Source organism: Methanothrix sp. (genome assembly GCF_030055635.1).
GTDB lineage: Archaea > Halobacteriota > Methanosarcinia > Methanotrichales > Methanotrichaceae > Methanothrix_B.
In genome coordinates this window covers 83,045-104,984 of record NZ_JASFYM010000004.1, presented here as the reverse complement: position 1 = coordinate 104,984, position 21,940 = coordinate 83,045, and the positions used below count along the sequence as shown (strand labels likewise).

Sequence of the window (21,940 nt, the reverse complement as noted above, 5' to 3'; positions counted from 1 at the left end):
ATCAGACAGACTTCCCGAGAATCGCGTTTATCTCCTTCTTTATAAGAGCGCTCACAGCCGCGCCATCAGCCCTGCCCCTCAGCTGCTCCATCGCGAGCCCCATGAGAGGCCCGATCGCACGCTCGCCCCTCTCCCTGACGAGATCGATCTTTGCGGAGACGATCTCATGAACGATCCTCTCGACCTCTGATGCGCCCAGGCTCATGAGACCTGCTGCCCGCGCTGCCACCTCCGGATCAGCATCAGGGTTCTCGGCCATGGCCTTGAGGAGCGCCGGTATGCCCTCCTTTGCGATCCTGTTCTGCGAGAGCAGCTCGAAGCAGCCAATGAAATGCCTCTCGCTGAGCCTGTAAACGGGCACGCCATCCCTCGCTAGCTCAACAGGCGTGGACTCGAGAGATCTCACAACTAGCGATGGCTGCACGCTGTATGCCCGCACGATCTCCTCGAAGAGCTGGTAGTTTGATGAGGCCGCCATTATCCTGGCCTGCTCCGGGCTCAGCCCGTACTCCCTCTGGTACCTCTCAGCCCTCTCCACAACAAGCTCTGGAAGCCTCAGCTGCTCAACCATCTCTTTATCTACAACGACAGGCGGTACATCCGTCTCAGGGTACATCCTCGCCGATCCTGGAAGCGGGCGCATGTACTCAGATGTGCCATCAGGAAGCGCTCTCCTGGTCTCCTCAGGCACACACACAAGAGCCTCGCGGGCGCGCTCGATCACAGCATCCATCGCCTTCCTCGCCCTATCAGGAGGCGCTGCAACCATCACCACAGCATCGTTCTCCCCGCAGCTCAGCAGGCTCCTGAGCGATGATACCTCCTCTTCTGTTATTCCATATGCCGGCAGCTCGTCAGTGTGGAATATGCCACCGACGCCTGCGCGCTTCGCCCTGTCTGAGAGCTCTGTGCCGAGGCGCCTTCCTGGCTGCACCTCCTTTCCGATCAGCTCGTTGAAGCCATCAAGCCTTGTGGCGAGAACAACGCCGCCGCTCTTGAGCGCTTTTGCGATGACCTTCGAGCGCGTGTTTGAGAAGAGATCTGTTGCATCGATGATATCCCCAGATACCCGGGCGCCCCTCCTCCGGAGCTCATCCCTTATCTCGAGCAGCCTGACCTGACGGAGGACCTCAAGCTCGACGATCCTCTCTATCAGGTTCAGCTCCTGAACGCCCTTGATCTCGACCCTTGCGCCACCGGCGATCGATACATTCACGTCCTGCCTTATCGTGCCGAGGCCGCGCTTGACCCTCCCTGTGGATCGGAGTATCATGCCGATGTGCTGGGCCACCTCTCTGGCGTGCTGTGGGGATACTATATCAGGAGCTGTCCCGATCTCGACGAGCGGGATGCCAAGCCTGTCGAGGGAGTAGACCACCTCATCGCCGCGGTCCTCGATTATCCTGGCGGCCTCCTCCTCCAGACAGAGTATGCCTATGCCCACAGGCCCGCATGATGTGTCTATGGATCCACTGGACGCGATGAATGCGGTTCTCTGGAACCCAGAGGTGTTCGAGCCATCTATCACGGTCTTGCGCATAGTGTGGATCTCATCGACTATGCGCATCCTGAGAAGGCGTGCGATCACCAGGGCGATCTCGAGCGCCTCCCGGTTGAGCTCCCTTGGGGGCTCCTCATCAGCCTCCACCAGACAGGTTGTATCGTAGGATTTGTATATGAACCTCCTCGACACAAGAGTCTCCTCAAGGGCCGCCCTGTCGATCTCCCCGAGCTCGCTCCTCGCAGGCCTGAGGTACCTGAAGAACTCGAAGTTCGAGTCCTCAACCTCTCTGTGCAGAGTGGGGCAGCGGCAGAAGAGCTTGCATCTTGTGTCAAGCTGCTGATGAATCTCTATGCCGCAGACAAGACCGAGCGCGCGGTAGTCCATATCTGTGTTCTCTCCAATCGGGTTTTTATTCTCCCTGCTTTACAGGTCTCACCCGCTTTGCGGCTTCTTTTATATCTTCAGCCCTCACAGTCTTCCTCTTCGCATGATTGGCCCAGTCTATCGCCTCTTTCGCTATCTCGATGCCGTAGTTCTCCAGAATCGCAGCAAGCTCGATGCTTGCGTCCTCGCTCACCCTCTTGGCCCCGGCCATTCTTATCAGCCTGGCAACCGGGGCGACAGGAAGTACCGCCATTCTGCTCCCTCCTCGAGATCCTAGGCAACTATTTCGATGCTGCCGAAAAGATCCCCTATTCGCATTCCGAGCTCTCTTTGATGCATATATACCTTTTCATCGGAATTTAAAAGCGTTTTTCAAAAGAGATTTGTTTTCATCCGCCATCTGCGGCATGCCGTTGTCTGGATTGCCGATCGATCTGAGGCAGACGCTGCACATGTGGGGTTTTGTACTTGTATTACAGAAATGCTGCATGCGACATTAGAGGCGTGCCAAAAGGATGAAAGCATTTGAGATTATGTTATTTGCTGGTACGGGCACGCAAGAGGCCTTTGTTTGGTTCTGGCGTTTGAATGCCGATACTGAGAGGCATGCAACCGGAGTTCAGGCAGCATTAGTGCCGGTGCACACTGATCCATGATAGCCTGTTCAGCTATTCGAGTACACAACCCAAAAAGGATGGCCGTATCGCAAAGCGAACCAGATATCGATGCCGTCCGGTGTACAGGCGCACACATTCCGTCTCCATCAGTTTAATATACTGCTTTGTTATTGGTAGATAGTCCACCTGTTGGAGATGGGTATTTTGGCACGAGCCTGGAAGTTCGGAAACGATATCGACACGGATGTGATCATCCCTGGGCGGTATCTTGTGATAAATGATCCAGAGGAGCTGGCCAAGCACCTCTTTGAGGGGATCAGGCCGGAGTTCGCGGAGAGCGTTCGACCTGGAGACGTCATAGTCGCTGGAACAAACTTCGGGTGCGGTTCATCCAGAGAGCATGCTCCGCTCGCCATCAAGGCATCCGGGGTGGAGGCGGTCGTTGCAAGGTCCTTTGCAAGGATCTTCTTCAGGAACTCGATAAACATAGGACTGCCTCTGCTCATCTGCGCGGATGCTGAGAGGATAGATGACGGCGACTCTGTGGTGGTGGATATCTCGAACGGCGTTGTTAACAACATCTCCAAGAAAGAGTCCTATAAGACAACACCGCTGCCCCCGTTCCTCCAGGAGATAGTAAGATCGGGAGGCCTTTTGAACTACACGAAGAGACAGGTGGTGAGAGCATGATTTACAAGGTACCTGTCATACCAGGCGACGGCATAGGGCCGGAGATCATAGCTGAGGGCAAGAAGGTGCTGGAGGCTGCTGCTGAAAAGCACGGCTTCGGCATCGAGTGGATCGAGTATCCACTGGGCGCGGATCACTACCTCAGGACAGGGGAGCTCGTGAGCGAGGAGACGCTGAAGGAGCTCGGGCGTTACAGAGCGATATACCTCGGGGCCATAGGCGATCCGCGAGTGAAGCCGGGGGTTCTTGAGAAGGGCATCCTCCTGGCGATGAGGTTCTACTTCGACCAGTACATAAACCTCAGGCCCGTCAAGCTCCTGGAGGGGGTATGGACACCGCTCAGGGACAAGGGCCCGAAGGACATAGACTTTGTTGTGGTGAGGGAGAACACGGAGGACTTCTACATAGGCCAGGGCGGGAGGGCCAGATCCGGCAGGAGCCGCGCAGATCTCGAGGTGAAGAGAGCGCTCTACAACGTTAAGTTCGGACTCGATATAGATTCTGACAGCGATGAGATCGCATACCAGATAGGCATGGTCTCGAGGGAGGGATGCACCAGGGTGATAAAGTACGCATTCGATCTCGCCATGCAGAGGAGAAAGCATGTCTCGAGCGTGGACAAGGCGAACGTTCTGAGCGATATCTACGGCTTCTGGCGAGAGATCTTCGAGGACGTCAGAAAGGGATACCCTGAGGTCACCACAGACTTCAACTTCGTCGATGCGATAACGATGTGGTTCGTCAAGAATCCGGAGTGGTTCGATGTTGTTGTCGCGCCAAACATGTTCGGGGATATCATCACAGACCTGGGAGCGATGATACAGGGCGGCCTAGGGCTCGCGCCCGGAGCAAACCTGAACCCAGAGGGGACGAGCATGTTCGAGCCGATACACGGGAGCGCTCCGAAGTACAGGGGCATGAACAAGATCAACCCGATCGCAACGATATGGGCTGGTGCGATGCTCCTTGAACACCTGGGCGAGAAGCAGGCGGCCAGAGACATAGTAAAAGCCATAGAGCTCAACCTGCGTGAGGGGAAGGTGAGAACCTACGACCTCGGCGGCAGCTCCACCACATCTGATGTAGGGGATGAGGTAGCCAGGCTTGTCAGGAGCGTATAAAAGGGAAAAAGCTTTATGCATGTTTCTTTAAACAGGGGAGCAGTGCAGCTCAACATTCGCGGTTCGTGGGCTCGTATGCTCATGGGGGCTCGTAGCTCAGTTAGGCAGAGCGCCTGGCTTTTAAATTTTATGAAGACACCAGGTGGCCGAGGGTTCAAATCCCCCCGAGCCCGTATGTAGCTTTTCTGGGAGGAGATCGGATGAAGAGGTTTGCCGTACAGGATCATGAGCTGGTACCGGAACACATCCTCCTCACTCCAGAGGAGGCACAGCAGGTCCTGATGCAGTACGGTGTCGAGGCGCGCCACCTGCCGAAGATCCACGTCACGGATCCAGTGGCCAGGGAGATAGGCGCCAAGGTAGGGGATATAATAAAGATAAAGCGCAAGAGCCCCACGGCAAAGGAGTCGATATTTTACAGGCTCGTTATCGATTGAAGAGGGTGATTTAAGATTTGCTGGACAGAAGCGTTCTTTACAGGGCCTATTTTACCAAGGACAAGCTGGTACACCACCACATAAACTCATTCAATGAATTCATAGACAGAGGTCTGCAGAAGGTGATAGATGAGGTCAGGATAATAGAGACGAACATCGAGAACACCTACGTCAAGCTCGGCAAGATCAGGGTGGAGCGGCCTGTAGTTATGGAAGCAGACGGGTCTGTCGAGAGGCTCTACCCGAACGATGCCCGTCTCAGAAACCTGACCTACGCATCGCCCATCAAGCTGGAGATGTCAATCGTCGACAGGGGAGAGGAGAAGGAGCCGGTCGAGGCGATGATCGGCATGCTCCCGATCATGGTGATGTCCAAGGTCTGCAACCTCTGCGGAATGAGCGAGGAGGAGATGATCTCCTACGGAGAGGACCCGCTCGATCCCGGAGGATACTTCATCGTGAACGGATCCGAGCGCGTTATAATGACGCTCGAGGATCTGGCGCCGAACAAGATACTCGTCGAGTACAACCAGAGATACGACGAGTTCATAGAGGTCGCGAAGGTCTTCAGCCAGAGGCAGGGCTACAGGTCTCTTGTCATAGTGGAGCGCGGCAAGCGATCGATACTTGAGGTCTCCTTCCCATCTGTCGCTGGAAGAATAAACTTCGTGACCCTTGTCAGAGCGCTCGGACTCGAGACTGATATGGATATAGTGAAGGCTGTATCCGATAATCCGGAGATCATGAAGTTCATGCTGGAGAACCTCGAGGAGGCTGAGGTCTCCACGACAGAGGAGGCTCTGGAGAAGATAGGCCACAGGGTCGCGGCCGGCCAGGCGAAGGAGTACCAGAAGAAGCGCGCCGCGTATGTCCTGGACAGATACCTGCTTCCGCACATAGGCGTCGAGGAGAAGGACAGGTACGCTAAGGCTCTCTTCCTCTCGAGGATGGCCGAGGCGTGCTTCGAGCTCGCGCTCGGAAAGAGAGGGGAGGACGACAAGGATCACTACGCAAACAAGAGGCTGAAGCTCTCAGGAGATCTGATGGAGGATCTCTTCCGGGTAGCATTCAACAGGCTAACCAGGGATATCAAGTACCAGCTCGAGCGCGCCAGCATGCGGAACCGGGAGCTGAATGTCATAACCACAGTGAGAGCCGATGTTCTTACAGAGAGAATGATACATCCTCTTGCAACAGGCAACTGGGTTGGTGGCAGGACCGGCGTGTCACAGCTTTTGGACCGGACCGACTACATGGCGACACTGAGCCATCTCAGGAGGGTCATATCGCCGCTCTCGAGATCGCAGCCGCACTTCGAGGCCAGGGATCTCCATGCGACTCAGTGGGGCAGGATATGCCCGAGCGAGACGCCGGAGGGCCCAAACTGCGGTCTGGTCAAGAACTTCGCCCAGGGCGTGGAGCTCTCAAAGGGCGTTGAGGATTATGAGGAGGTCAAGACCATGCTGATCAATCTCGGTGTGAGGCCGGTAGGTGGTTATGGTGGCTGAGGCCAGGGTTTTCATAAACGGGGAGATCGTCGGGCATCATCCTGAGCCTGAGAAGCTCGTGGCCGAGATAAGGCGCCTGAGAAGATCCGGCGTTATAAGCAACCAGATCAATGTCGCATACTATGACAGAACAAACGAGATTGTGATCAACACAGACTCCGGAAGAGCGAGGAGGCCTCTCATCATCGTGGAGAACGGAAGGCCCCTCGTCACCGAGGAGGATATCCGGAGGCTTGAGAGGGGAGAGGCGACCTTCGATGATCTGGTTCGGGAGGGAAAGATCGAGTATCTCGATGCCGAGGAGGAGGAGAACGCCTACATAGCGATCTGGGAGAAGGACCTCACAGAGGAGCACACACACCTCGAGGTCGATCCATCTCTGATCCTGGGCATATGCACAGCCCTCGTTCCATATCCGGAGCACAATGCGAGCCCGAGGAACACGATGGGCGCCGGCATGATCAAGCAGTGTCTCGGCCTACCGATGGCGAACTTCCGCCTGAGGCCTGATACTAGGGGTCACTACCTCCATTACCCGCAGCAGCCAATTGTGAGCACAAGAACCGCGCGGGCGATCGGCTTCGATAAGAGGCCCGCAGGCCAGAACTTCGTCGTGGCTGTTCTCGCATACGAGGGGTACAACATAGAGGACGCTCTGGTGATGAACAGGAGCGCTGTCGAGCGCGGGCTTGCCAGATCGCACTTCTTCAGGGTATCAGAGGCAGAGGAGAGGAAGTACCCCGGCGGTCAGGAGGACAAGTTCGAGATTCCGGATCTCGAGGTCAGGGGCGCAAGAGGCTCCGAGACATACGGCCAGCTCGATGCCGATGGTCTGGTTAATCCCAATGCAGACGTCGGTCCCAACGATGTGCTCATAGGCAAGACGAGCCCGCCGAGGTTCCTGGAGGAGCCGACCGAGTTCGGGATCAGCCCCCAGCAGAGGCGCGAGACATCTGTCACGATGAGGTCCAACGAGAAGGGCGTCGTCGATCTGGTCGTCCTCACCGAGTCACAGAACGGCAACAGGCTCGCCAAGGTCAAGACCCGCGACCAGAGGGTCCCCGAGCTGGGAGACAAGTTCGCATCACGCCACGGCCAGAAGGGAGTTATCGGTCTCCTTCTCCCACAGGAGGATATGCCATTCAGCGAGAGCGGGATGGTCCCGGATCTTCTCCTCAACCCCCACGCCATCCCATCTAGAATGACGGTTGGGCACGTCCTCGAGATGATCGGCGGAAAGGTGGGTTCGCTCGAGGGAAGGTTCATAGATGCGACAGCGTTCCTGGGGGAGAAGGAGGATGATCTCAGGAGCGCTCTGACAAGGCTCGGCTTCGCTCACACCGGCAAGGAGGTTCTGTACGATGGAGCGACGGGCGAGAGGATACAGGCCGACATATTCGTGGGGGTGATCCTGTACCAGAAGCTGTACCACATGGTCACCGGAAAGATGCATGCGAGATCTCGCGGCCCCGTGCAGGTGCTCACCAGGCAGCCAACGGAGGGCAGGGCGAGAGAGGGCGGCCTCAGGTTCGGAGAGATGGAGCGCGATGTGCTCATAGCTCACGGCGCCGCTCTCGCGCTGAAGGAGCGGCTCGTCGAGGAATCGGATAAAGTAACGGAGCTCGTGTGCAGCAAGTGCGGAGTCATAGCGATTCATGACCGAAGAAGAAACGTCGACCTCTGCCCTGTGTGCGGCACGGACTCTGACATATACCCTGTGGAGATGAGCTACGCGTTCAAGCTCCTGCTTGATGAGATAAAGTCGCTCGGCGTGGCACCGCGCCTCATGCTGGAGGATGCAGTTTAGGTGATGGAATGACAGTTCCAAAGAGGATCGGAAAGATAAGGTTCGGCCTGATATCTCCGCAGGAGTTCAGGAAGATGAGTGTCGTAAAGGTGATCACGGCCGATACCTACGATGATGATGGTTTCCCCATAGAGATGGGTCTGATGGACCCCAGGCTCGGCGTCATAGATCCAGGCCTCCGGTGCAGAACATGTGGCGGCAGGCCAGGGGAGTGCCCGGGGCACTTCGGGCACATCGATCTCGTGGCTCCGGTGATACACGTCGGCTTTGCGAAGCTCATCAGGAAGATACTGAGAGCGATATGCAGGGAGTGCTCAAAGCTCATGCTCTCCGAGGTGGAGAAGAAGGAGTTTCTCAGGCAGATAAGAACGCTGGAGGATCTGGGGCAGCCCACAGAGGATGTGGTGAACAGGGTCTTCGCAGAGGCAAGGAAGCATAAGGAGTGCCCGTACTGCGGCGCCCCGCAGAAGGAGATCAAGTTCGAGCGGCCGCTCTCGTATATAGAGGACGGACACAAGCTCACGCCCGCTGATATAAGAGACAGGTTCGAGAGGATCTCCGACGAGGACATAATGGTCATGGGGATGAACCCGGAGACCGCAAGGCCTGAGTGGACGATTCTCACAGTGCTGCCTGTACCTCCTGTCACAATGAGACCATCGATAACGCTTGAGAGCGGACAGAGAAGCGAGGACGACCTGACGCACAAGCTGGTGGATATAATAAGGATAAACCAGCGATTCCAGGAGAACCGAGAGGCAGGTGCGCCGCAGCTGATCATCGAGGACCTCTGGGAGCTTCTCCAGTACCATGTCACGACGTTCATGGACAACACTGTCTCAGGAGTGCCTCCCGCCAGACACAGAAGCGGCAGGCCGCTCAAGACCCTGTCCCAGAGGCTCAAGGGCAAGGAGGGAAGGTTCAGGGGCTCTCTCTCCGGAAAGCGAGTCAACTTCAGCGCGCGAACAGTGATATCTCCTGATCCAAACCTCTCGATCAATGAGGTGGGGGTTCCGATCGAGGTTGCAAAGGAGCTCACGGTTCCGATAATGGTCAACCCCAGAAACATCGAGGTCGTCAGGAAGTACGTGATGAGGGGGCCGGACAACCATCCCGGTGTCAATTACGTGACAAGAGCCGATGGCAGAAGGGTAAAGGTCACCGAGAGGAACTGCCAGGAGGTCGCGCAGCAGCTCGAGGTCGGCTGGAAGGTGGACAGGCAGCTCGCAGACGGCGACATAGTTCTCTTCAACCGGCAGCCCTCGCTTCACAGAATGTCGATAATGGCGCACAGGGTCAAGGTCATGCCGTACAAGACATTCAGGCTGAATCCAGCGGTATGCCCGCCGTACAACGCAGACTTCGACGGCGATGAGATGAACCTGCACGTGCCACAGACGGAGGAGGCAAGGGCAGAGGCCGAGATCCTGATGAGGGTCCAGGAGAACATCCTCTCTCCGAGATTCGGCGGTCCGATCATAGGCGGGATACACGATTACGTCACTGGAAGCTTCCTGCTAACGCACAAAGAACGCAGGCTCGACAAGGAGAGGCTCATGGAGGTTCTGAAGAAGCTCGACATCGATGAGATCCCGGAGCCAGCAGGATACGATGAGAACGGCGATCCGTACTGGACAGGAAAGCAGATTTTCAGCCTGATACTGCCGAAGGGGCTGAACCTCACGTTCAAGGCGGACTTCTGCAGCAACTGCCCCGTCTGCAAGGGCGAGGATTGCGAGAACGATGCTTATGTGGTTATACGCAACGGTGTCCTTCTCAAGGGCACGATCGATGCAGAGGCAGTAGGCGCCTTCAAGGGGAAGGTAACAGATCGTATAATCAAGGAGTACGACCCAGGGGTTGCGAGCCAGTTCCTGGACCGGATGACGCTCCTGGCGCTCCGCGGTATCATGCTCGCCGGCTTCAGCTTCGGCATCAGCGACGAGGATGTGCCCAAGGAGGCTGCAGAGCAGATCCAGGATGTCACCAGATCCGCGAAGGAGAGCGTTCAGAAGCTCATAGAGGCTTACAGGGCTGGAGAGCTGGAGCCGCTCCCCGGACGCACGCTCGAGGAGACCCTGGAGATGCGCATAATGCAGACGCTGGGCAAGGCGAGGGATGCTGCTGGGCAGATCGCAGGCCGTTACCTTGGACTGGACAACAGCGGTGTGGTCATGGCGGTCTCCGGCGCCCGCGGCTCGATGCTGAACCTCACGCAGATGGCAGCATGTGTGGGCCAGCAGTCGGTCAGGGGCGAGAGGATAAAGCGCGGCTACACGGACAGAACCCTGCCGCACTTCAAGCGCGGAGATCTCGGCGCCGAGGCCCATGGCTTCGTCGAGTCGAGCTACAAGAAGGGGCTATCGCCGACGGAGTTCTTCTTCCACGCGATAGGCGGCAGGGAGGGTCTCGTGGATACCGCAATAAGGACATCCCAGAGCGGCTACCTCCAGAGGCGCCTGGTCAACGCCCTCCAGGATCTGGAGGTGAACTACGACGGCACCGTCAGGGAGACCCGCGGCATGATCGTCCAGTTCAAGTACGGGGAGGATGGGGTCGATCCGTCCAGAAGGGACTACGCCAGCCCCGAGAATGTGCATCGTATAATAAGAAAGGTCCTCGCAGGTGAGAGCGCATGAAGCTGCCAGATGCATGGCTTAAAAGGATAGAAGAGCTCGATCTGCCGATCAGCCTGAAGGATGCTCTCAAAAGCGGCCTTGAAGAGGCTGAGAGCGTGACCGAGGAGCAGTTCGAGAGGATAGTACAAGAGGTCGTCGAGGACTATGAGCATGCGAGGGTCGAGCCATGCGAGGCCGTGGGTGTCGTCGCTGCGCAGTCCATAGGCGAGCCGGGCACGCAGATGACGATGCGCACGTTCCACTACGCGGGCGTCGCGGAGATCAACGTCACCCTCGGTCTCCCGAGGCTGATAGAGATCGTCGATGCGCGCAAGATCCCATCGACGCCGACGATGACCATACGGCTGCTGCCTGAGTATGCCTCGGATCGCGACATGGCGAGGGAGGTCGCCTGGGCGATCGAGGCCACATCGATCCTGCATCTGGGCTCGATAGCCACAGATCTCGCGGAGATGAATGTGGTCATAGAGCTCAACGAGGATGCGATGGCGCAGCGGAAGATCACGGCCGAGGAGGTGGCGGAGAAGCTGAGAGACGCCACGGGCCTGGCTGTAGATCAGAATGGAAACACCCTCATAATGGCGCCCGAGGAGCCCTCTTACAGGGAGCTCCTGCAGCTTGTCGAGCGCATAAAGAAGGTCACGCTGAAGGGCGTCGATGGCATAAAGCGTGTGGTCATACGGAAGGAGGGGGATGAATACGTCCTCTACACAGAGGGCTCGTCCCTGAAGGAGGTCCTGGAGTTCGAGGGCGTCGATCCAACCAGGACCAAGACGAACAACATCAATGAGATATGCGAGGTCCTCGGAATAGAGGCAGCTCGCAATGCTATAATCAACGAGGCTACCGAGACCCTCCGCGAGCAGGGCCTGCAGGTCGATGTCAGGCACATCATGCTTGTTGCCGATATCATGACCTGTGACGGCGATGTGAAGCAGATCGGCAGGCATGGCGTATCGGGAGAGAAGGCGAGCGTCCTAGCCCGCGCTGCCTTTGAGGTAACAGTGAACCACATACTTGACGCCGCGATCCGTGGCGATGTGGACGACCTCAAGGGCGTCACCGAGAACGTCATAGTCGGCCAGCCGATCCAGCTCGGAACCGGGGACGTCCAGCTGGTAGCAAAAAGGATTGATGAGGTAGTTCGATGATAAATATCGATAGAGCACTCAGGAGTTCCATAAGGACCGGTAAGGTTGTGCTCGGCTCCAACAGATCCCTGGAGCACGGTATCAGGGGAGATGCAAAGCTCATAATATACGCTTCTGACTGCCCGGAGCACGTCCGCCAGAAGCTCAGCAGCCTTGAGGTTCCGGTGTATGCATACCCCAGCTCTGGAAGGGATCTGGGCGCAGCATGTGGAAAGCCATTCCCGGTAGCCACCCTGGCTGTTATCGAGCCAGGTGACTCTGAGATCATGGCGCTGCTGCGGGAGATCCGGGGTGTTGCGAATGAGTGAGTTCAAGCTCACCACAGAGGGGATAAGATACATAGCGCTCTTTGAGAGCCTCACTGGCGGTATGGCAAGGGACTGCATCGTCGACGAGGAGAACGACAGGATAATCTTCGTCATACAGAAGGGAGACATGGGAGCAGCGATCGGAAGAAAGGGGAGCAATATAAACCGCGTCAAGAAGTCCATTGGAAAACAGATAGAGATAGTCGAGTACAGCGATGACGTCAAGGAGTTCCTGCAGAACCTCTTCCAGCCAGCGGATGTCAAGAACATCATGGTGGTCAACAAGAACAACAAGCGATTGGCTTATGTAGAGGTAGCCAACAAGGACAAGGGTATTGCCATAGGGCGGGACGGCCGAAACATACTTAAAGCCAAGATGCTGGCACAGAGGCATCATGGCGTTGATGATATAATCATACAGTGAGCGGCACAACGCCCTGAAGAGCGCTATCATAAATTCACGATCAACGGTGATGAAATGGGAATGGGAATCAATGCGGCCAGGAAGATGGAAGATGACTGGAAGAAGCTGAGGTGGAGCGATCCTCATTACTGCAGGCGGGCTCTCGGCCTCAAGGTCAAGGCAGATCCTCTGGGTGGGGCCCCAAGAGCCAGGGGCATCGTTCTGGAGAAGGTGGGCGTCGAGGCGAAGCAGCCGAACTCGGCCATACGCAAGTGTGTGAGAATACAGCTGATAAAGAACGGAAGGCAGGTCACGGCATTCTGCCCCGGCGATGGTGCCATAGGGTTCATAGACGAGCACGACGAGGTCATCGTCGAGAGGATCGGCGGAAGGATGGGCAGGTCGATGGGCGACATACCTGGCGTGAGGTTCAAGGTCGTCGCGGTGAACAACGTCTCACTCGAGGAGATGGTCTCGGGCCGCAAGGAGAAGCCGGTAAGGTGATTCTGTGAAGGTATTTGGCAAGTGGGATGCATCCGAGGTGGAGATCCCGGATCTGAGCGTGAAGAGCTACATCAACCTGAAGCCAAGGGCTGTGATGCACACCGGCGGCAGGCATGCGAAGCAGCAGTTCAAGAAGTCCGAGCTTCATGTGGTCGAGCGTCTGATCAACAAGATGATGAGGAAGGAGAAGAACACGGGCCAGAAGCAGACCGCCTACAGGATAGTCGAGGAGGCCTTCGATATAATCCATTCTCGGACGAAGGAGAATCCTCTCTCTGTCCTTGTCAGGGCGATCTCAAACGCAGGACCGCGTGAGGAGGTCGTCAGGCTCAAGTACGGCGGCATCACTGTTCCAAAGGCCGTGGATACCGCACCACAGAGGCGCGTCGATACCGCGCTTATGCTCATAGCAAAGGGCGCGTGGCAGGCATCGTTCAAGAGCAGGCGCTCGATACAGAGCTGCCTGGCGGATGAGATAATAGCTGCTGCAAACTACGATGTGAAGAGCTTCGCTGTCAGCAGAAAGGACAGCATAGAGCGTGTGGCAAAGGCCGCCAGGTAGATCTGGCTGCCACCCTCACGCCACCGGCCGCGTCTGTCTTTGGGCAGATCGATAAGCGTCTTGGAGTCTCCAGTGGAGCATTTAGTCGGGGAAGTCTCATCCCGGTGATCCGGCGGATCGTGCTGTGTTGGATAAGTCATGAAAATACGCAAGCAGAAGACGATTTCAGGAATGCATGGATAATAGATCAGAATCGATATCTTGAGACGTCATCACGGGAGGTTATCCAACACAGCAGCGGATCGGTGATCTCGCAGAAAGGAGCACATTGCCGTTGATTGGTGTTATCAGAGTTCGTCTCTCCGACGATGTGACCGCATGAGCCCCGCAGAATCTCCTTGAATGATCTGGGTGGACAGGATCAGAATCATTTTGATAGAGAGAGCGCAGGGCGCAAGCTCCGGCCTTAACAGGCCATAGAGGGGGGGTCACGTACCGGTGAGCGCCAGATCCGCTATTCTTTCCTCATGCGTGTAGATGTTCATCCTCTCCCCGCGGACAAATCCTATGAGAGTGATCCCCGCACCATCTGCGATATCAACAGCAAGGCTTGTCGGCGCGCCCCTGGATGCGAGGATCGGGATCCCCGCGCGTGAGCACTTCAGAGCGAGTCCTGAGGAGATGCGGCTTGTCATGATGACGAACACCTTCGAGAGATCGATGCGCTCGAGCAGGCAGTGGCCTATGGCCTTGTCCATCGCGTTGTGTCTTCCTATATCATCAACCATCCACGCCGTGCCATCCTCAGAGAAGACGCCCGCGCGGTGGAAGCCGCCTGTGGCTCTGTGAGCATCTGAGTCGAGAAGCATGCGCATCGCGCGGAAAACATCATCAGTGCGCACAGCAAGCCTCCCGGGTTTCTCAGAATGCTCTGTGTGTTTCCGCCCGCATGCCGGGCGAAGGGTTACGTTCGCGAGATGCCCATCAATATGCATCGCAGCGATGTCCTCCAGCCCTCCTATGTATCCCTCGGAGAGGAGATGGCCGGCGACGAACTCTCTGAAATGGCATGGGCTCAGTGATGCTCTGCGCAGCAGAGATCCATTGATGTGCAGCTCGAGCTGGGTCTCCTCCGCAACTGAATCCCGGACCACTGAGTGACTCCCGCCATCGACTCTTATGCACACACGCCTCTCTATCATATTCTCGTCAATATGGCTTAACCTTCATGCTCATATATAGCCACGTTAGAGCCATCACCCATAACTGCATGAACTGAGTGCATGAATGGAATCATAAACCTGAGGAGCACATTCTTAAAACATGCTGCACACTGGTTGAAAGGGGTGATGATGGCGCAGTCCTGAGAGTGCGCCTGTTCCATGGAGCATGCCATAGAGACGAAAGGGCTCGTCAAGAGGTTTGATGGTCTGGTGGCTGTTGATGATGTGAACCTCTCCGTGAAAAGGGGGGAGATCTTCGGCCTGCTTGGCCCGAACGGCGCGGGAAAGAGCACGATAATCAAGATGCTGACCACGATGCTCAGGCCATCCGAGGGGGAGGCTTACGTCTGGGGTCATCACATAGTGCGCGAGAGGGATGCGGTGAGGAGCTGCATAGGCGTGGTCTTCCAGGATCCGAGCGTCGATGGGAAGCTCACAGCGAGGGAGAACCTGGATTTCCATGGCAGGATGTATGGAATGCCAGGGGCTGAGAGGAAGAGAAGGATAGCGGAGGTTCTCGAGCTTGTGGAGCTCTCAGACAAGGCGGATGTGCTTCTCGAGGACTTTTCTGGTGGCATGCGGAGAAGGCTCGAGATAGCCAGGGGGCTTATGCACAGGCCTCATGTTCTCTTCCTGGATGAGCCGACGCTTGGGCTGGACACCCAGACAAGGCGGTACATATGGGATTACATCAGAGCCATGAACAGGGATGAGGATGTAACTGTTGTGATAACAACGCACTACATGGAGGAGGCAGACAACCTCTGCAACCGGGTTGCAATAATCGACCACGGCAGGATCGTGGCCCTTGATAGTCCCACGGCTCTGAAGGGCATGATCGGCACCGATACCCTGACTCTGGAGGTGAGAGATGGTATGGAGCGGCTCCGCGATGTCCTGCTGGGGTTCGGCTGGGTGCGCTCATTCGACGCCAGCAACGGGTACGCGAACCTGAGTGTGGACTCCGCTCAGTCGAGGATACCTGAGGTGGTGCTGGCCGCGTGCCGGGCCGGCGTGCGGATAAAATCCGTGAGCGTCCACGAGCCGACCCTGGAGGATGTTTTCCTCAGGTACACAGGCAGGAGCATGAGGGACGAGACCGGAAAGGGTGATCTGGTGAGAGCACTGATGAGGAGGTAGTATGAGAGCGTTCGATCCATACGCTATATACAGCCTCTGGCTGAGGGAGATGATCCGGTTCTTCAGGCTCAAATCCAGGGTTGTGGGATCGATAGCCCCGCCGTTCTTCTTCCTGGCGTTCCTCGGTACGGGCTTCAGCGGCATGGCGTCCAGGGTTCCTGCTGGAGTGGACTACATCAACTATCTAGCCCCAGGGATAATAGGCATGACGCTGCTCTTCAGCTCGACCTTCGCAGGTATGTCGGTTCTCTGGGACAGGGAGTTCGGCTTTCTGAGAGAGATAATGGTCGCGCCTGTGACGAGGCTGTCTATAGTTCTGGGGAGGACCGCAGGAGGCGTGACCCAGGCTGTGATTCAGGGCATAATAATACTCATACCCGGGATAGCGATGGGCGTTAAAATAAAAGGGCTGACAGGACTGCTTCTATCGCTGGCGCTCATGGTCCTCATATCCGCGACGTTCATAGGGGTCGGTCTCGCATTCGCATCCAGGATGAAGGACATGTCCGGATTCAGCCTTATAATGAACTTCATGATATTCCCCGTGTTCCTGCTATCGGGAGCGCTCTTCCCGGTGCAGAACCTGCCTGAGCCGGTAAGGATCCTCTCATACATCGATCCCCTGACTTATGGGGTCGATGCGCTGAGGGGCTGCCTTGTCGGCGCGAACTCGTTCCCCTTAATGCTGGACGCGCTGGTGCTCACAGGATGCTGCGCAGCGACCATGGCGATAGGGGCATACCTCTTCGAGACCAGCGATGTCGATTAGCGGAGCCTCTTCATGGAGCCGATCTCGTTTATGCCGTAGTCCAAGATCGATGGATAGATACCGGGCCCGAACTCCATGTCATACGGTCTCTGGAAGTTCGGATCTCTGTAAAGACGCCAGACGCCGCTCAGTACGACAATTGATCGAGGCGTGGCATTGAATGCGCCATCTGCTCTCACATCAGCGTCAGCCTCGAATACGTGCTTGTGTGTGCCTCTCTGGTTTGCCTCCGCGAAGAGCACAGCCTCCGAGGGACCGCCTGTGCCGGCTGCGCCGGCGCCTGCCACCACGCTCTGAAGGTCGGATACGCCGGGACCAAAGCCGCCTGGCATCATTATGTTCCGCTGCGCGCTGACGCACAAAAGTCCGATCAGGACTGCCACGCAGAAAGCAAGCAATATTTTGTTTCTCATATTATTATCACCCCTCTCCTAAAGAATTTCTTTTTTTATTCCGTAATACATTTTCCGGAGAGATATTTCGATCGAAGATATATTAATATCGTTTGAGTGTTTTGCAGGAGATCTCTGTAGAGGAGCTCAGCTGGCTGGATGAGAGCAGACTGTCTCAAAACAGCCACCCTCTACAGGTCGCATGCGGACTATGCGATCGAAAGTGAGCACGGCTGCTGCAGCCGATCGCTTATGCAGCTATGGGACGGCCACAGATTCCTGGAGATCCTGCCCAGGAATGGACGCCTAATGCGTGCTTGTTCGGATCTTTCGACCTTCGCTCTGAAGTGCTGTGTTGGATAACCTCCCGTGATGACGTCTCCAGATATCGATTCCGGTCTATTCTCCATGCATTCCTGAAATCGTCTTCTGCTTGCGGATTTTCATGAATTATCCAACACAGCACTCTGAAGTGGAGTTTCAGAGCTTCGATCTGCTCTCTTCGCAGAGGCCTCCTGGCCATCCGAAGGTGGTCTTATCGATCCATTTGCGCGATCTGCAGCGACTTCATAATCTGGAGTTATACCACCCTTAAGATCTATTCTCACTTATTCTGGTCAGGCCAAAAATACGCGCGATATAATGCAGATTCAGTTTCTACTTATAGAATATCAGTTTCTTGACTACTACAATTACCATTATCTATATATATTTTAACATCATTGTTTCTAATCATGAGATTAAGGGTTGTGAGCTCTAAGAAGGAGATATCCGACCTGAACCGGAACGAGCAGGTCGTCCATCTCGCATTCAGGGCCTCCAACATGGACGTCATGAACCTGGTCAGGACGTGCCCGCGGCTCAAGGCAGTTCAGATTCCTCCATCTTACTATCAGACGATGTCGAAGGCAGCACAGCAGTTCCTCGAGCTTCAGGGGATAGAGATCATCAAGGGAGACGTCTGGGGCCATCGCAAGGACATAGACGAGTACTACTCCGTGAGCGAGAAGGTCATAGATCGAATAGCCTCGCTCATGGCTGAGGGCTACAGCATCGATGAGACCGTTAAAAAGGTGCATCGAGAGACGAAGCTCTCCGAGGATCTCATACGCTATCTCCTGAAGGAGCAGGTGATGGCCTGAGGGGCCACCACCATAGTTTTATTTCTTGAAGTTAAATCCCCGCTCATGGAGCTGGAGCGCCTGATCAGGGACTTTCTGGTGCGATCCCGGCGCGACCTCAGAGCGCAGCTCGAGGCCAAATACGGTCTGGATCCAGATGAGATCGATGAGATACTTGATCGCATGATTCACAGGGTCTACGGACCTGCACTCAGCCTCGCAGAGAGCCTGAAGCACGGCCGTGTCGCGCTCTTCATTGAGCGGGAGGGGTGCCCGGTATGCAGGGATGCCGCGCCAGAGTTCGAGCGTTTCCTGGAAGACCACCCGGATTTCAGCTGCATCAGGCTTGAGTACTCCAAACCAGAGGGTCTCATCTACCACATCCTGCACCAGGAGGAGAGCGGCAGGCTTCCGCTTGTCGCCTTGATATCAGATGGCACAGTGTTGATGCTCGAGACAGGCGGCGCCAGAGCGTTCGAGGAGTACGAGCGCTCAGAAAAATGCGAGGGCCTGTGTGAGGTGAGAGCGCCAGGCAAATCCGGTGGTCACAGAGTTTAGGTGGGATGGCTTTGACGCTGATAGTTATTAACTTCAAGACCTACAGGGAGGCGACAGGGGATTCGGCTGTCGCCCTGTCGGAGATATGCGAGAGCATAGCCTCTGAGTATGGCGTTGATATCGCGGTTGCGCCGCAGGCCGCCGATATAAGGGCGGTCGCATCGGCTGTGAGCATACCGGTTTATGCGCAGCACGTCGATGGCGTCGGCTTCGGCAGCTTCACAGGGCACATCACTGCTGCCTCCATGAAGGCGGCAGGGGCATCGGGATCTCTTATAAATCACTCGGAGCGCCGGCTCAGGCTTGCAGACATCGAGGCGTCTCTCAGGGCTTGCAGGTCAGAGGGGCTCAGGTCGATAATATGCACCAACAACGTCGCAACAACAAGAGCAGCCGCGGCCCTGCGGCCGGACTATGTCGCCGTGGAGCCGCCGGAGCTCATAGGCTCTGGAATACCTGTCTCCAAGGCAGATCCTGAGGTCGTCAGGGGCTCTGTAGAAGCTGTCAGATCCATCGAGAAAGATGTTGGTGTGCTCTGCGGCGCAGGAATCACGCACGGCGATGATCTCAGAGCCGCTCTCGAGCTCGGCGCTGTGGGGGTGCTTCTCGCCTCAGGGATCGTGAAGGCGAAGGACCAGAGGAAGGCGCTCGAGGATCTGGTGACAGGGGTTTGAGATCATGACCATATGCGTTCGCGTCAGGGTCTCAGGAAGGGTTCAGGGCGTCGGCTACAGGTACTACACAACCACACATGCCAGGGCGCTCGGTGTCAAGGGATGGATAAGGAACCTTCCCGGAGGGGGCGTTGAGGCCGTGCTCGAGGGGGAGAGGAAGAGCGTCGGCGAGCTTCTCGGCCTTATGAAATCAGGACCATCTGGCGCGATGGTCTCGGGAATGGAGATCGCGGAGCTGGAGTGCAGGGGCTACGATGATTTCAAGATCATCTACTGAATGCAGGGGTGGAGACAGTTGATCACTGTCAACAGATACGTTTGCGGATACTGCGGCGCATGTGTCGGCGTCTGCCCTGTCTGCGCCCTGGAGCTCGTGGAGACCTGGATAGAGGTCTCTGATGGATGCATAGAGTGCGGCAGGTGCGTCAAGCTCTGCCCGACCGGAGCGCTCAGTCTCGAGGAGGCGCAGGGATGAGGTGTGATGTCGTTGTGGTCGGCGCAGGACCAGGTGGATCGATGGCTGCGAAGACAGCTGCAGAGAAGGGCCTCAGGGTTGTTCTCCTGGAGAAGCGGCAGGAGATCGGGGATCCTGTTAGGTGCGCTGAGGGTGTCAGCAAGGCGCGCCTGAGCAGCATGATCAAACCCGATCCGAAATGGATAGCAGCAGAGGTGAAGGGCGCGCGCCTCTACGCCCCAGACGGCTCGAGCATCGTCATGTCCGAGGATAAATCCGGAGATGAAGTTGGGTACGTCCTGGAGCGCAAGATCTTCGACCGCGCGCTTGCGATGGATGCGGCCCGCGCAGGCGCGAAGGTGATGGTCAAGACCAGGGCCCTCGACCTGATCAGAGCGAATGGATCTGTGAAGGGCGTCAGGGCCATGCGGTACGGAGAGATCATCGATATAGAGGCTGATGTCGTCGTAGGCGCAGATGGAGTCGAGTCCAAGGTGGGAAGATGGGCCGGTATAGACACATCGCTAAAACCCGGAGACATCGAGGTCTGCGCGCAGTTTCTGCTCTACGACAAGAGCATCGACGACGAGTACTGCGAGTTCTTCCTGGGAAATGAGCTGGCTCCCGGTGGCTATGTCTGGTCGTTTCCGAAGGGGGAGAAGCTGGCGAACGTGGGGCTCGGCGTGATCGGCTCGAGGTCAGAGCCCGGAGCGCCCGTGAGGCTTCTAAGAAGATTCGTTGAGAGGAGGATGCCCGAGGCGAGGATCGTGGAGATGGTCGTCGGCGGCGTCCCGGTCTCAGGTCCGATCGAGAGGACCGTCGCGGATGGTGTGCTGCTGGTCGGAGATGCTGCGCGCCAGTCAGACCCGATAACAGGAGGTGGCATACTCAACGCGATGGAGGCGGGGATAATGGCGGGCGAGGTTGTAGCGGATGCTGTATCCAGCGGTGATACCGGAGTCGAGGGGCTCATGGCCTATGAGAAGCGCTGGCGGGAGAGCATCGGAAAGCAGATAGCAAGACATCTCGATCTCAAGGAGTTCTTCATCAGGCTTAGCGATGAGGACCTGAACAACCTCATGCACTCGATCCAGTCGGAGGACGTCTCCAAGATGGATCTGAGAGGAATGCTCAGGGTGCTTATCCGCCTGAACCCAAAGATGCTGTGGGAGCTGAGGCATCTCGTTATGTAGCTCTGGCGCAGCTCCCTCCTAGAGGTCGCATACATCTTGGTGATGCGAACCTCAGCTCTCCTGCTGGAGGTGCTCCCGAGAACGCGATCTCTCCACGCAGAGTGGCTATTCAGCTCAGCGCCCTTGCGGATACTATAACCACGTCCTCGAGGGGCCTGTCCTCGGCGTCGGTCCTCACGTTTCCTATTTTATCAACCACATCCATTCCCTCGACGACCTTCCCGAAGACGGGATGCATCCTGTCCAGGTAGTTGTTGTTCACCAGGTTGATGAAGAACTGGCTGCCTCCTGTGTTCGGTCCTGCGTTCGCCATGGCCACTGTCCCGCGGTCGTTCCTGTTGTGCCTGGAGAACTCATCGGGGATGGTGTAACCAGGACCGCCGTAGCCCGTGCCTGTCGGGTCTCCTGTCTGGATCATGAATCCTGAGATAACCCTGTGGAAGATCACGCCATCGTAGAAGCCGCTTTCAACAAGCTTCAGAAAGTTCCCCGCAGTTATGGGCATGTCATCGTAAAGCTCAACCACCACATCCCCCATGGATGTCTTTAAAAGCACCCTGCGATTACCGGCCATGGGTTCTGGTAGGGGGAGGTGAAATATAAAAGTGATGCGTGGATCGCAGATGATTCAGTGCGGCTGCCGGGATTCGAACCCGGGTTACGAGCTTGGGAAGCTCATGTCATAACCACTGGACCACAGCCGCACGATTAAGTGAAATGCACACGGAGCTATTAAATCTTGTGCCCTGCATCTGCGGTACTTGGGTGCGGAACGATCATGCTCAATACGCTGAGGTAAATCGCATCCTATCAGAGTATCTGATGAGTGATCGGTGTGGAC

At 56.5% G+C, this 21,940-nt stretch carries 24 protein-coding genes and 2 tRNA genes; 20 read left to right on the top strand and 6 right to left on the bottom strand.

Annotated elements, in window-relative coordinates; all coding sequences use genetic code 11:
- Position 1 precedes the first annotated feature (1 nt).
- Positions 2 to 1,888, bottom strand: coding sequence for a Glu-tRNA(Gln) amidotransferase subunit GatE (gene gatE / locus QFX31_RS02920; RefSeq protein WP_348530635.1), 1,887 nt, complete (start codon positions 1,886 to 1,888; stop codon positions 2 to 4).
- Positions 1,889 to 1,913: 25 nt separating this feature from the next.
- Positions 1,914 to 2,231: a histone family protein gene (locus tag QFX31_RS02915; protein WP_348530650.1), complete on the bottom strand. Its 318-nt coding sequence runs from the start codon at positions 2,229 to 2,231 to the stop codon at positions 1,914 to 1,916.
- A gap of 475 nt (positions 2,232 to 2,706) precedes the next feature.
- Here QFX31_RS02915 and QFX31_RS02910 point away from each other — a divergent pair, with 475 nt between their 5' ends.
- The 12 genes from QFX31_RS02910 to QFX31_RS02855 all read left to right on the top strand — a co-directional run bounded on the left by QFX31_RS02910 (position 2,707) and on the right by QFX31_RS02855 (position 13,635).
- Entirely contained in the window at positions 2,707 to 3,195 is a 489-nt protein-coding gene (locus tag QFX31_RS02910; protein ID WP_348530649.1) for a 3-isopropylmalate dehydratase small subunit, read from the top strand.
- Complete coding sequence (locus tag QFX31_RS02905) at positions 3,192 to 4,316, top strand: isocitrate/isopropylmalate dehydrogenase family protein (RefSeq protein ID WP_348530634.1); 1,125 nt, start codon at positions 3,192 to 3,194, stop codon at positions 4,314 to 4,316. Before QFX31_RS02910 ends, QFX31_RS02905 begins: the two co-directional genes overlap by 4 nt.
- 85 nt (positions 4,317 to 4,401) lie before the next feature.
- Positions 4,402 to 4,489: transfer RNA gene (locus QFX31_RS02900), tRNA-Lys, on the top strand.
- A 27-nt stretch (positions 4,490 to 4,516) separates the two neighbouring features.
- Positions 4,517 to 4,753 carry a DNA-directed RNA polymerase subunit H gene (locus QFX31_RS02895; protein WP_348530633.1) on the top strand — a complete coding sequence of 79 codons (237 nt, stop codon included), beginning with the start codon at positions 4,517 to 4,519 and terminating at the stop codon, positions 4,751 to 4,753.
- Between the two features lie 17 nt (positions 4,754 to 4,770).
- Positions 4,771 to 6,261, top strand: coding sequence for a DNA-directed RNA polymerase subunit B'' (locus QFX31_RS02890; protein ID WP_348530632.1), 1,491 nt, complete (start codon positions 4,771 to 4,773; stop codon positions 6,259 to 6,261).
- On the top strand, positions 6,254 to 8,068 hold the full coding sequence (gene rpoB / locus QFX31_RS02885) for a DNA-directed RNA polymerase subunit B (protein ID WP_348530648.1): 1,815 nt from the start codon (positions 6,254 to 6,256) through the stop codon (positions 8,066 to 8,068). The genes QFX31_RS02890 and rpoB overlap by 8 nt, the downstream gene beginning before the upstream one ends.
- A gap of 8 nt (positions 8,069 to 8,076) precedes the next feature.
- Entirely contained in the window at positions 8,077 to 10,707 is a 2,631-nt protein-coding gene (locus tag QFX31_RS02880; RefSeq protein ID WP_348530631.1) for a DNA-directed RNA polymerase subunit A', read from the top strand.
- A complete protein-coding gene (gene rpoA2, locus QFX31_RS02875; protein ID WP_348530630.1) occupies positions 10,704 to 11,858 on the top strand; it encodes a DNA-directed RNA polymerase subunit A'' in 1,155 nt (384 codons plus the stop codon). The genes QFX31_RS02880 and rpoA2 overlap by 4 nt, the downstream gene beginning before the upstream one ends.
- Positions 11,855 to 12,166 (top strand): 50S ribosomal protein L30e, encoded by a 312-nt coding sequence (locus tag QFX31_RS02870; protein ID WP_297758507.1) that lies wholly within the window; start codon positions 11,855 to 11,857, stop codon positions 12,164 to 12,166. Before rpoA2 ends, QFX31_RS02870 begins: the two co-directional genes overlap by 4 nt.
- A complete protein-coding gene (locus tag QFX31_RS02865) occupies positions 12,159 to 12,590 on the top strand; it encodes a NusA-like transcription termination signal-binding factor (RefSeq protein ID WP_011695236.1) in 432 nt (143 codons plus the stop codon). Before QFX31_RS02870 ends, QFX31_RS02865 begins: the two co-directional genes overlap by 8 nt.
- Before the next feature lie 54 nt (positions 12,591 to 12,644).
- Positions 12,645 to 13,073 carry a 30S ribosomal protein S12 gene (locus tag QFX31_RS02860; RefSeq protein WP_324302315.1) on the top strand — a complete coding sequence of 143 codons (429 nt, stop codon included), beginning with the start codon at positions 12,645 to 12,647 and terminating at the stop codon, positions 13,071 to 13,073.
- Between the two features lie 4 nt (positions 13,074 to 13,077).
- Entirely contained in the window at positions 13,078 to 13,635 is a 558-nt protein-coding gene (locus QFX31_RS02855; RefSeq protein WP_348530629.1) for a 30S ribosomal protein S7, read from the top strand.
- 428 nt (positions 13,636 to 14,063) lie between these two features.
- Here QFX31_RS02855 and fdhD read toward each other — a convergent pair whose 3' ends face one another.
- Positions 14,064 to 14,777, bottom strand: coding sequence for a formate dehydrogenase accessory sulfurtransferase FdhD (gene fdhD, locus QFX31_RS02850; protein WP_348530628.1), 714 nt, complete (start codon positions 14,775 to 14,777; stop codon positions 14,064 to 14,066).
- A gap of 180 nt (positions 14,778 to 14,957) precedes the next feature.
- Between fdhD and QFX31_RS02845 the strand changes: the two genes are divergently transcribed.
- Both QFX31_RS02845 and QFX31_RS02840 read left to right on the top strand, forming a co-directional pair.
- Positions 14,958 to 15,938: an ATP-binding cassette domain-containing protein gene (locus tag QFX31_RS02845; RefSeq protein WP_348530627.1), complete on the top strand. Its 981-nt coding sequence runs from the start codon at positions 14,958 to 14,960 to the stop codon at positions 15,936 to 15,938.
- Between the two features lies 1 nt (position 15,939).
- Positions 15,940 to 16,707, top strand: coding sequence for an ABC transporter permease (locus QFX31_RS02840; protein WP_348530626.1), 768 nt, complete (start codon positions 15,940 to 15,942; stop codon positions 16,705 to 16,707).
- On the opposite strand, the gene QFX31_RS02835 is transcribed toward QFX31_RS02840, so the two are convergent.
- Positions 16,704 to 17,120 (bottom strand): beta/gamma crystallin-related protein, encoded by a 417-nt coding sequence (locus QFX31_RS02835; RefSeq protein WP_348530625.1) that lies wholly within the window; start codon positions 17,118 to 17,120, stop codon positions 16,704 to 16,706. The genes QFX31_RS02840 and QFX31_RS02835 overlap by 4 nt on opposite strands.
- Positions 17,121 to 17,833: 713 nt before the next feature.
- Here QFX31_RS02835 and QFX31_RS02830 point away from each other — a divergent pair.
- The 6 genes from QFX31_RS02830 to QFX31_RS02805 are packed head-to-tail and all read left to right on the top strand — an operon-like array spanning position 17,834 to position 21,099.
- A complete protein-coding gene (locus QFX31_RS02830) occupies positions 17,834 to 18,241 on the top strand; it encodes a DUF1699 family protein (RefSeq protein ID WP_011695243.1) in 408 nt (135 codons plus the stop codon).
- A 45-nt stretch (positions 18,242 to 18,286) separates the two neighbouring features.
- Entirely contained in the window at positions 18,287 to 18,778 is a 492-nt protein-coding gene (locus tag QFX31_RS02825; RefSeq protein ID WP_348530624.1) for a hypothetical protein, read from the top strand.
- 5 nt (positions 18,779 to 18,783) lie between these two features.
- Positions 18,784 to 19,452, top strand: coding sequence for a triose-phosphate isomerase (gene tpiA, locus QFX31_RS02820; RefSeq protein ID WP_348530623.1), 669 nt, complete (start codon positions 18,784 to 18,786; stop codon positions 19,450 to 19,452).
- Positions 19,453 to 19,456: 4 nt separating this feature from the next.
- Entirely contained in the window at positions 19,457 to 19,729 is a 273-nt protein-coding gene (locus tag QFX31_RS02815) for an acylphosphatase (protein ID WP_348530622.1), read from the top strand.
- An 18-nt stretch (positions 19,730 to 19,747) separates the two neighbouring features.
- Entirely contained in the window at positions 19,748 to 19,927 is a 180-nt protein-coding gene (locus QFX31_RS02810) for a 4Fe-4S dicluster domain-containing protein (RefSeq protein WP_348530621.1), read from the top strand.
- The gene (locus tag QFX31_RS02805; RefSeq protein WP_348530620.1) at positions 19,924 to 21,099 is read left to right on the top strand and encodes an NAD(P)/FAD-dependent oxidoreductase; all 1,176 of its coding nucleotides are present in this window, start codon (positions 19,924 to 19,926) and stop codon (positions 21,097 to 21,099) included. The genes QFX31_RS02810 and QFX31_RS02805 overlap by 4 nt, the downstream gene beginning before the upstream one ends.
- Before the next feature lie 109 nt (positions 21,100 to 21,208).
- Here the strand turns inward: QFX31_RS02805 and QFX31_RS02800 are convergent, their stop codons facing one another.
- Together QFX31_RS02800 and QFX31_RS02795 are read right to left on the bottom strand one after the other, a co-directional pair.
- The gene (locus QFX31_RS02800; protein ID WP_348530619.1) at positions 21,209 to 21,673 is read right to left on the bottom strand and encodes a peptidylprolyl isomerase; all 465 of its coding nucleotides are present in this window, start codon (positions 21,671 to 21,673) and stop codon (positions 21,209 to 21,211) included.
- A gap of 58 nt (positions 21,674 to 21,731) precedes the next feature.
- Positions 21,732 to 21,803 (bottom strand) — tRNA-Gly (locus tag QFX31_RS02795).
- Between the last annotated feature and the right edge of the window lie 137 nt (positions 21,804 to 21,940).